We start from the raw sequence: 8,218 nt of genomic DNA, 5'->3' as shown, positions 1-8,218 counted from the left end.
TATACTAGCCTTTGTGAGCGCCCTCTACCGCCGCTTCCGCCCCCTCACCTTTGAGGAGGTGGTGGGCCAGGAGCACGTGAAGGAACCCCTCCTCAGGGCCATCCGGGAGGGAAGGCTCGCCCACGCCTACCTCTTCTCCGGGCCCCGGGGGGTGGGCAAGACCACCACGGCGAGGCTTCTCGCCATGGCGGTGGGGTGCGAGGCCGAGGAGCGCCCCTGCGGGGCCTGCGCCCACTGCCAGGCGGTGCAGAGGGGCGCCCACCCCGACGTGGTGGAGATTGACGCCGCCAGCAACAACTCCGTGGAGGACGTGCGGGAGCTAAGGGAGAGGATCCTCCTCGCCCCCCTTTCCGCCCCCAGGAAGGTCTTCATCCTGGACGAGGCCCACATGCTCTCCAAGAGCGCCTTCAACGCCCTCCTCAAGACCCTGGAGGAGCCCCCGCCCCACGTCCTCTTCGTCTTCGCCACCACCGAGCCCGAGAGGATGCCCCCCACCATCCTCTCCCGCACCCAGCACTACCGCTTCCGCCGCCTCACCGAGGAGGAGATCGCCTCTAAGCTCAAGCGCATCCTCGAGGGCCTGGGCCGGGAGGCCGAGGAGGAGGCCCTTCTCCTCGTGGCCCGCCTGGCGGACGGGGCCATGCGGGACGCGGAAAGCCTCCTAGACCGCCTCCTCCTCCCGGGCCCCCTCACCCGGGCCCGGGTGGAGGAGGCCCTGGGCCTTCCCCCCAGGGAGGCCCTCCTGCGCCTGGCCCAGGCTTTGGCCGGGGGGCAGGTGGGGGGGGCCCTGGCCGAGGCCAGGCGGCTTTACGCCCAGGGCTTCGCCCCGAGGAGCCTGGTCCAGGGGCTCATGGAGGTCTTGAGGGAGGGGCTCTACGCCGCCTACGGCCTTGGGGGGGTGGCCCTCTCGGCCCCCCCTGAGGCCCTCCTCCGGGCCCTCACCGCCTTGGACGAGGCCCTGGAGAGGCTCGCCCGGCGCTCCGACCTCCTCGGCCTCGAGGCCGCCCTCCTCCAGGCCCTTCCCAAGCCCTCCCCGCCCCGGCCGGAGGAGGCCCCCCTCCCCGGGCCCCCTCCCCCGGCTCCCACCCCGCCTCCCGGGAAGGGGGAGGCGGTGGACCTCGGCGGGCGGTGGCGGGCCTTCCTGGAGGCCCTGAAGCCCACCCTCCGGGCCTTCGTGCGGGAGGCGAGGCCGGAGGTCTCCGGGGGCACCCTCCTCCTCCGCTTCCCCGAGAACAAGGCCTTCCACCAAAGAAAGGCCGAGGAACAAAAAGAGGTCCTCCTGCCCCTGGCCCGGACCCACTTCGGGGTGGAGGACCTGGCCTTCCTCCTGGAAAAAAAAACCCCCGGGCCTAGGGGCCTAGACCCCGCCTCCGGGCGGGAGGGCCCCCGCCTCGAGGCGCCTGGCCCCCAAAAGGAGGCCTCGAGGCCCGAGCCCCCTCCTCCCGAGGAGGACCGGGAAGAAGACCCTCAGGAGGTCCTGGCCCGCCTCGGCCGAATCCTCGGGGGGAAGCTCCTTTGGGTGCGTAAGCCCAAGGCCCCGGAGGCCGAGGAACCCCTTAGCGAAGAAGGCATAGGGGGTAGCGGTATATAATGGGCCCATGACCCGGACCACCGAGCTTGGGCAGGACACCGTGGAGAACATCCTCAAGCGGCTTCGGCGCATAGAGGGCCAGGTGCGGGGCCTGCAGAAGATGGTGGCGGAGGGCCGCCCCTGCGACGAGGTCCTCACCCAGATTACCGCCACCAAGAAGGCCATGGAGGCCGCGGCCACCCTGATCCTGCACGAGTTCCTGAACGTCTGCGCCGCCGAGGTCTCCGAGGGCAAGGTGGACCCCAAGAAGCCCGAGGAGATCGCCACCATGCTGAAGAAGTTCATCTAGCCGTGCCCCGGTTCTTCCGGCGGCTTGGGAGGCTTCTAAAGGCCCTCCTCTCCCGGGAGGCCCCCGACGACCCCTTCGCCCTACGCTTCCTGGAAGGGGAGGAGCGGGAGCTCTACCTCGCCATGGACCCCCGGGACCGGGCCCACGGGGTGCGGGTGGCGAAAAGGCTCCTCGCCCGCTACCCCGAGGCCCCCGACTTCGCCGTGCGGGCTGCCCTCCTGCACGACGCCGGAAAGGCCCTGAGGCCCTACCGCCCCTGGGAGCGGGTCCTCACCGGGCTCTACGCCCCGCCCGTGCCTCCTTACCCTTTGCGCCGGGGGCTTGTGGGCGCCTTCCAGGTGCGCCGCCACCACCCCCTTTACGCCGCGGAGCGGATCCCCGATCCAAGGGTGCGGGCCTTGGTCCTGGAGCACCACGCCCCCCAAAGCCTCTGGGGGCGGAGGCTTCACCTGGCGGACGGGGAAGAGTAGGGGTGTACGAACGCCCCTAGCCAACCCCGCCTCATAAGGAGTAGGGTATCGGAGAACGGAGGAGGGGTTATGGACGAGTTCACCTGGCGCGTGGGCGGCCCCCAAGGGGGCGGGATAGAGACGGCGGCCACCCTCTTTGCCCGGGCCATGGGCAAGGGCGGGTGGTGGGTGGCCACCAAGCGGGAGTACCACTCCAACATCATGGGGCGGCACTCCTACCTGGACGTGCGGCTTTCGCGAAAACCCGTCCAGGCCTTCCGGGAAAAGGTGGACTTCCTGGTGGCCCTGGACGGGGAGACCCTGGCCCGCCACCTGGAGGAGGTGCGGGAGGGGGGGGTGCTCCTCTACGATCCCAAGGTCCTGGACCTCACCCTCTCCAAGCTCCCCATGCTGGACCACCGGGTGGCGGAGGCCCTCTCCCGGCGCTTCGGCAAGCTGGACCCGGGCCTCAAGGAGATCCTTCAAGCCTACGTGGAGGCGGGGGTCCAGCCCCTCCCGTACCCCTACGAGGAGGTGGCGGACCGCATCGGGGCCGAGCTCGGGGTGCCCTCCCTGCAGGCCCGGCGCACCCTGAACACCATCGCCGTGGCGGCGAGCCTCCACTTCCTGGACTACCCCCTGGAGCCCCTTCTGGAGGCGTTGGCCCTGCAGTTTAAGGGGAAGGTCCTGGAGCTCAACCAGAAGGTGGCCGAGGCGGTCTACAAAGAGGAGGTTCCGAGGCTTTCCCTGAACCTAAAGGCCAACGGCTACGAGCCGGGCCGGGTCTACCTCACCGGGGCCCAGGCGGCGGCCCTGGGCAAGCTCGCCGGGGGGCTCCGCTTCCAGACCTACTACCCCATAAGCCCCGCCACGGACGAGAGCGTCTACCTCGAGGCCCACACCGCCTTCCCGGGGGCCGATGTGGCCGTGGTGCAGACCGAGGACGAGATCGCCGCCGTGACCATGGCCGTAGGAGCCGCCCTCACGGGAGCCAAGGCCGCCACCGCCACCAGCGGCCCCGGCTTCAGCCTCATGGCCGAGGGGATGGGCTTCGCCGGGATGATTGAGGCGCCCTTGGTGGTGACCCTCTACCAGCGGGGCGGGCCCAGCACCGGGCTTCCCACCCGCACGGAGCAGGGGGACCTTTGGTTCGCCATAAGGGGGGGGCACGGGGAGTACCCGAGGCTCGTCCTGGCCTCCGGGGACATCCTGGACGCCTTTTTGGATGCCCAGAAGGCCCTCGCCTGGGCCTGGCGCTACCAGACGGTGGTGGTCCACCTCCTGGACAAGTTCCTGGCCTCCCTGGCCCAAAGCCTTCCCAAGGAGGCCTTTAAGGTGCTTTCCCTAAACGGGGAGAAGCGCCTTCCCCCCAGGGAGGGCTTCGGGCCTTACGAGCGCTACGCCCCAGGAGAGGACGGCCTTTCCCCCTTCATCCCCATCGGCACCCCTGGGGGCTTCTACTGGATAACCTCCGACGAGCACGACCCCCTGGGCCACATCACCGAGGACCCCGTCCTCCGGGAAACCCAGATGGAGAAGCGGATGCAAAAGCTCCAAACCGCCCGGAAGGAGATCCCCAAGGAGGACCAGTACACCCTCTTCCGGGACGGGGAGGTGCTGGTCTTGGGCTGGGGGACGGTGAAGGGGACCCTCCTCGAGGCCCTGGACCACCTTCCCGGGGTGGGCTACCTCCACCTCCGCCTCCTCTGGCCCTTCCCCGAGATCGCCCCCCTCCTCGAGGGGAAAACCCTGGTCACGGTGGAGCACAACTACTCGGGCCAGCTCGCCGACCTGGTGCAGCAGCAAACCCTGAAGAAGGTCCACCACCGGGTGGTGAAGTACAACGGCCGGCCCATCACCCTGGACGAGGCCGTGGAGGCCCTGAAGGCGGTGAAGGAGGGCCAGGCCCCGGAAAGGCTCGTGCTCAGGAAAGGAGTCTAGGATGCTGGAGCTCAAGCTTGCGGACTACAAGGCGGAAAAACAGCCCGACTGGTGCCCAGGGTGCGGGGACTACGGCATCCTCTCCGCGCTCCAGATGGCCCTCTTTGAGCTGAAACGGGATCCCAGTCAGACGGCGGTCTTCTCGGGTATCGGCTGCTCGGCCAAGACCCCCCACTACCTCAACGTCTACGGGGTTCACACCCTCCACGGCCGGGTCCTGCCCATCGCCCAAGGGGCCAAGCTCGCCAACCCCCACCTCACCGTGGTGGCCGTGGGCGGGGACGGGGACGGGCTCGGGATCGGCGCCGGGCACTTCGTGGCCGCGGGGCGGAGAAACGTGGACCTCCTCTACATCCTCTACGACAACGAGGTCTACGGCCTCACCAAGGGCCAGGCCGGGCCCACCTTAGGCCTTGGGGAGAAGACCAAGAGCCTCCCCAAGCCGAACCCCCAGGGGCGGATCAATCCCCTGCTCCTGGCCTTCTCCGCCGGCTACACCTGGATCGCCCGGGGCTACGCCTACGACGTGAGGGGCCTGAAGGAGCTCATCAAGGAGGGGATCGCCCACCGGGGCCTCGCCTTCCTCCACGTCCTCCAGCCCTGCCCCACCTACAACGACCTGCACACCAAGGAGTGGTTCGCCCCGAGGCTTTATAGGCTTCAGGAAGAGGGCTACGACCCCCACGTCCCCGAAGGGCTTTCCCCGGAGGAGTTGGATCGCAAGATGGCCATGTTCCAGGAAAAAGCCCTGGAGTGGGGGGAGCGGATCCCGGTGGGGGTCTTCTGGAAGGCGGAGGTGCCCACCTTTGAGGAGCGCCTAAAGGCCTACCTCCCCCGCTACCCCGAGGCCTACCCGGCGGAGGGGCCGCGAGAGGCCCTGGACCTCGAGGGCCTCCTCCGGGAGTTCGCCCTCTAAAACCGAAGGAGCCTCTGGGGGGTGGCGATGAGGTCCACCCGGCGCTCAGGGGTCACGGGGAGGCGGGGGTAGACCATCACCGGGTGGGCCAGGGTGGCGAAGGGGGCTTCCACCCTAAGCCAGTCCTGGGGAAAGCCGTAGCCCTTGCCCACCCACCCCCCCTCCTCGTCCACGGCCACCGCCCCGATGAGGACAAGGTCCGGCGGGGCCTCCTCCAGGGCCACCCGGGCCCCGAAGCGGTAGGCCTCCCGCACCCGCTTGAGCCGCCTCGGGTCCACGTCCTTTAGGAGCAGAAACTCCCCGGGCCGGTCGGGATGGGGGAGGAGGACCTCCTTGCCCTGGCGAAGCGCCTCCTCCCTAAGGGGCTTGAGGACGGCGTCCATACCCGCGAGGATTCGCCTCGCCCCCTGGAACTCCGGGGTCTTGATGAGCCGTTCCGCCGCCCGCCTCGCCCCCAGGAAGTTCGGGTGGTGGCCGTGGGGGGGCGTGGGGTGGAGGGCCAGGTCGTGGCGGGCCAGGAAGTTCCAGACCTCCTCGCGAAGCTCTCCTAAGGTCATGCGCTCCCGTCCCCCCCATAGGGTAGCAGGCCGTAAACTGGGGACCATGGGCCGCAAGCTCCGCTTCGCCCACCTGCACCAGCACACCCAGTTTTCCCTCCTGGACGGGGCGGCCAAGCTCTCCGACCTCCTCCGTTGGGTGAAGGAGACCACCCCCGAGGACCCCGCCCTGGCCATCACCGACCACGGCAACCTCTTCGGGGCGGTGGAGTTCTACAAGAAGGCCACCGAAATGGGCATCAAGCCCATCCTGGGCTATGAGGCCTACGTGGCGGCGGAAAGCCGCTTTGACCGCAAGCGGGGGAAGGGCCTAGACGGGGGCTACTTCCACCTCACCCTCCTCGCCAAGGACTTCAAGGGGTACCAGAACCTGGTGCGCCTGGCGAGCCGGGCCTATCTGGAAGGCTTCTACGAGAAGCCCCGCATTGACCGGGAGATCCTGAGGGAGCACGCCGAGGGCCTCATCGCCCTCTCGGGGTGCCTGGGGGCCGAGATCCCCCAGTTCATCCTCCAAGACCGCCTGGACCTGGCGGAGGCCCGGCTTGAGGAGTACCTCTCCATCTTCGGCGACCGCTTCTTCATAGAGATCCAAAACCACGGCCTCCCCGAGCAAAGGAAGGTCAACGAGGTCCTCAAGGAGTTCGCCAGGAAGTACGGCCTCGGGATGGTGGCCACCAACGACGGCCACTACGTGAAAAGAGAGGACGCCCGCGCCCACGAGGTCCTCCTCGCCATCCAGTCCAAGGCCAACCTGGACGACCCCGAGCGCTGGCGCTTTCCCTGCGACGAGTTCTACGTGAAGACCCCCGAGGAGATGCGGGCCATGCTCCCCGAGGCGGAGTGGGGGGACGAGCCCTTTGACAACACCGTGGAGATCGCCCGGATGTGCAACGTGGACCTCCCCATCGGGGACAAGATGGTCTACCGCATCCCCCGCTTCCCCCTCCCCGAGGGGCGCACCGAGGCCCAGTACCTAAGGGAGCTCACCTTCAAGGGCCTCCTCAGGCGCTACCCGGACCGGATCACGGAGGGCTTTTACCGGGAGGTCTTGCGCAGGCTCGGGAAGCTTCCCCCCCACGGGGATGGGGAGGCCCTGGCCTGGGCCTTGGCCCAGGTGGAGGAGGCGGCCTGGGAGGGGCTAAAGGCCGGGCTTCCCCCCCTAGAGGGGGTGAGGGAGTGGACGGCGGAGGCCATCCTCCACCGGGCCCTCTACGAGCTTTCCGTGATTGAGCGCATGGGCTTTCCCGGCTACTTCCTCATCGTGCAGGACTACATCAACTGGGCCCGGAAAAACGGCATCTCCGTGGGGCCTGGGCGGGGAAGCGCCGCCGGGAGCCTGGTGGCCTACGCCGTGGGCATCACCAACATTGACCCCTTGCGCTTTGGCCTCCTCTTTGAGCGCTTCCTGAACCCGGAGCGGGTCTCCATGCCCGACATCGACACCGACTTCTCCGACCGGGAGAGGGACCGGGTGATCCAGTACGTGCGGGAGCGCTACGGCGAGGACAGGGTGGCCCAGATCGGCACCCTGGGAAGCCTCGCCTCCAAGGCCGCCCTCAAGGACGTGGCCCGGGTCTACGGCATCCCCCACAAGCGGGCGGAGGAGCTCGCCAAGCTCATCCCGGTGCAGTTCGGGAAGCCCAAGCCCCTCCAGGAGGCCATTCAGGTGGTGCCGGAGCTCAGGGCGGAGATGGAGAGGGACCCCAAGGTGCGGGAGGTCCTCGAGGTGGCCATGCGCCTCGAGGGCCTGAACCGCCACGCCTCCGTCCACGCCGCCGGGGTGGTGATCGCCGCCGAGCCCCTCACCGACCTCGTCCCCCTCATGCGCGACCAAGAGGGGCGGCCCGTGACCCAGTACGACATGGGGGCGGTGGAGGCCTTGGGCCTTTTGAAGATGGACTTCCTGGGCCTCCGCACCCTCACCTTTCTGGACGAGGCCAAGCGCATTATCCGGGAATCCCGGGGGGTGGAGCTGGACTACGACCGCCTCCCCCTGGACGACCCCAAGACCTTTGAGCTCCTGTCCCGGGGCGAGACCAAGGGGGTCTTCCAGCTGGAGTCCGGGGGCATGACGGCCACGGTGCGGGGCTTGAAGCCCAGGCGGGTGGAGGACATCATCGCCCTGGTCTCCCTCTACCGCCCGGGCCCCATGGAGCACATCCCCACCTACATCCGCCGCCACCACGGGCTGGAGCCCGTGAGCTACAGCGAGTTTCCCCACGCCGAGAAGCACCTCAGGCCCATCCTGGACGAGACCTACGGCATCCCCGTCTACCAGGAGCAGATCATGCAGATCGCCTCGGCCGTGGCGGGGTACTCCCTGGGGGAGGCGGACCTCCTCAGGAGGGCCATGGGGAAGAAGAAGGTGGAAGAAATGCAGAAACACCGGGAGCGCTTCGTCCGGGGGGCCAAGGAGCGGGGCGTGCCCGAGGAGGAGGCCAACCGCCTCTTTGACATGCTGGAGGCCTTCGCCAA

At 68.7% G+C, this 8,218-nt stretch carries 7 protein-coding genes; 6 read left to right on the top strand and 1 reads right to left on the bottom strand.

The window, feature by feature from the left end; genetic code table 11:
- The first annotated feature begins 13 nt into the window (after positions 1-13).
- The 5 genes from dnaX to ABJK26_RS02940 all read left to right on the top strand — a co-directional run bounded on the left by dnaX (position 14) and on the right by ABJK26_RS02940 (position 5,186).
- Positions 14-1,591, top strand: a complete 1,578-nt coding sequence (dnaX, locus tag ABJK26_RS02960) for a DNA polymerase III subunit gamma/tau (protein WP_347240740.1) — start codon at positions 14-16, stop codon at positions 1,589-1,591.
- A gap of 7 nt (positions 1,592-1,598) precedes the next feature.
- Positions 1,599-1,880 carry a metal-sensitive transcriptional regulator gene (locus ABJK26_RS02955; protein ID WP_347240739.1) on the top strand — a complete coding sequence of 94 codons (282 nt, stop codon included), beginning with the start codon at positions 1,599-1,601 and terminating at the stop codon, positions 1,878-1,880.
- A gap of 2 nt (positions 1,881-1,882) precedes the next feature.
- Positions 1,883-2,350, top strand: a complete 468-nt coding sequence (locus ABJK26_RS02950) for a phosphohydrolase (protein ID WP_347240738.1) — start codon at positions 1,883-1,885, stop codon at positions 2,348-2,350.
- 69 nt (positions 2,351-2,419) lie between these two features.
- Positions 2,420-4,270 (top strand): 2-oxoacid:acceptor oxidoreductase subunit alpha, encoded by a 1,851-nt coding sequence (locus ABJK26_RS02945; RefSeq protein ID WP_347240737.1) that lies wholly within the window; start codon positions 2,420-2,422, stop codon positions 4,268-4,270.
- Between the two features lies 1 nt (position 4,271).
- Positions 4,272-5,186: a 2-oxoacid:ferredoxin oxidoreductase subunit beta gene (locus tag ABJK26_RS02940; protein ID WP_347240736.1), complete on the top strand. Its 915-nt coding sequence runs from the start codon at positions 4,272-4,274 to the stop codon at positions 5,184-5,186.
- Here ABJK26_RS02940 and ABJK26_RS02935 read toward each other — a convergent pair.
- On the bottom strand, positions 5,183-5,743 hold the full coding sequence (locus tag ABJK26_RS02935; RefSeq protein ID WP_347240735.1) for a 5-formyltetrahydrofolate cyclo-ligase: 561 nt from the start codon (positions 5,741-5,743) through the stop codon (positions 5,183-5,185). The genes ABJK26_RS02940 and ABJK26_RS02935 overlap by 4 nt on opposite strands.
- 46 nt (positions 5,744-5,789) lie before the next feature.
- Between ABJK26_RS02935 and dnaE the strand changes: the two genes are divergently transcribed.
- Positions 5,790-8,218, top strand: a 2,429-nt coding sequence (dnaE, locus tag ABJK26_RS02930) for a DNA polymerase III subunit alpha (RefSeq protein WP_347240734.1), incomplete at its 3' end; no start/stop codon positions are given.

This window comes from Thermus sp. (assembly GCF_039793865.1).
GTDB lineage: Bacteria > Deinococcota > Deinococci > Deinococcales > Thermaceae > Thermus.
The sequence above is the reverse complement of the archived record's forward strand: the minus strand, read 5'-3'. Positions and strand labels throughout refer to the sequence as shown.

Excerpts from the sequence above, each read along its gene's own strand:
- ABJK26_RS02955 (WP_347240739.1), top strand. The coding sequence starts at position 1,599 with ATGACCCGGACCACCGAGCTTGGGCAGGACACCGTGGAGAACATCCTC.
- ABJK26_RS02945 (WP_347240737.1), top strand. The coding sequence starts at position 2,420 with ATGGACGAGTTCACCTGGCGCGTGGGCGGCCCCCAAGGGGGCGGGATA.
- ABJK26_RS02940 (WP_347240736.1), top strand. The coding sequence starts at position 4,272 with ATGCTGGAGCTCAAGCTTGCGGACTACAAGGCGGAAAAACAGCCCGAC.
- ABJK26_RS02935 (WP_347240735.1), bottom strand. The coding sequence starts at position 5,743 with ATGACCTTAGGAGAGCTTCGCGAGGAGGTCTGGAACTTCCTGGCCCGC.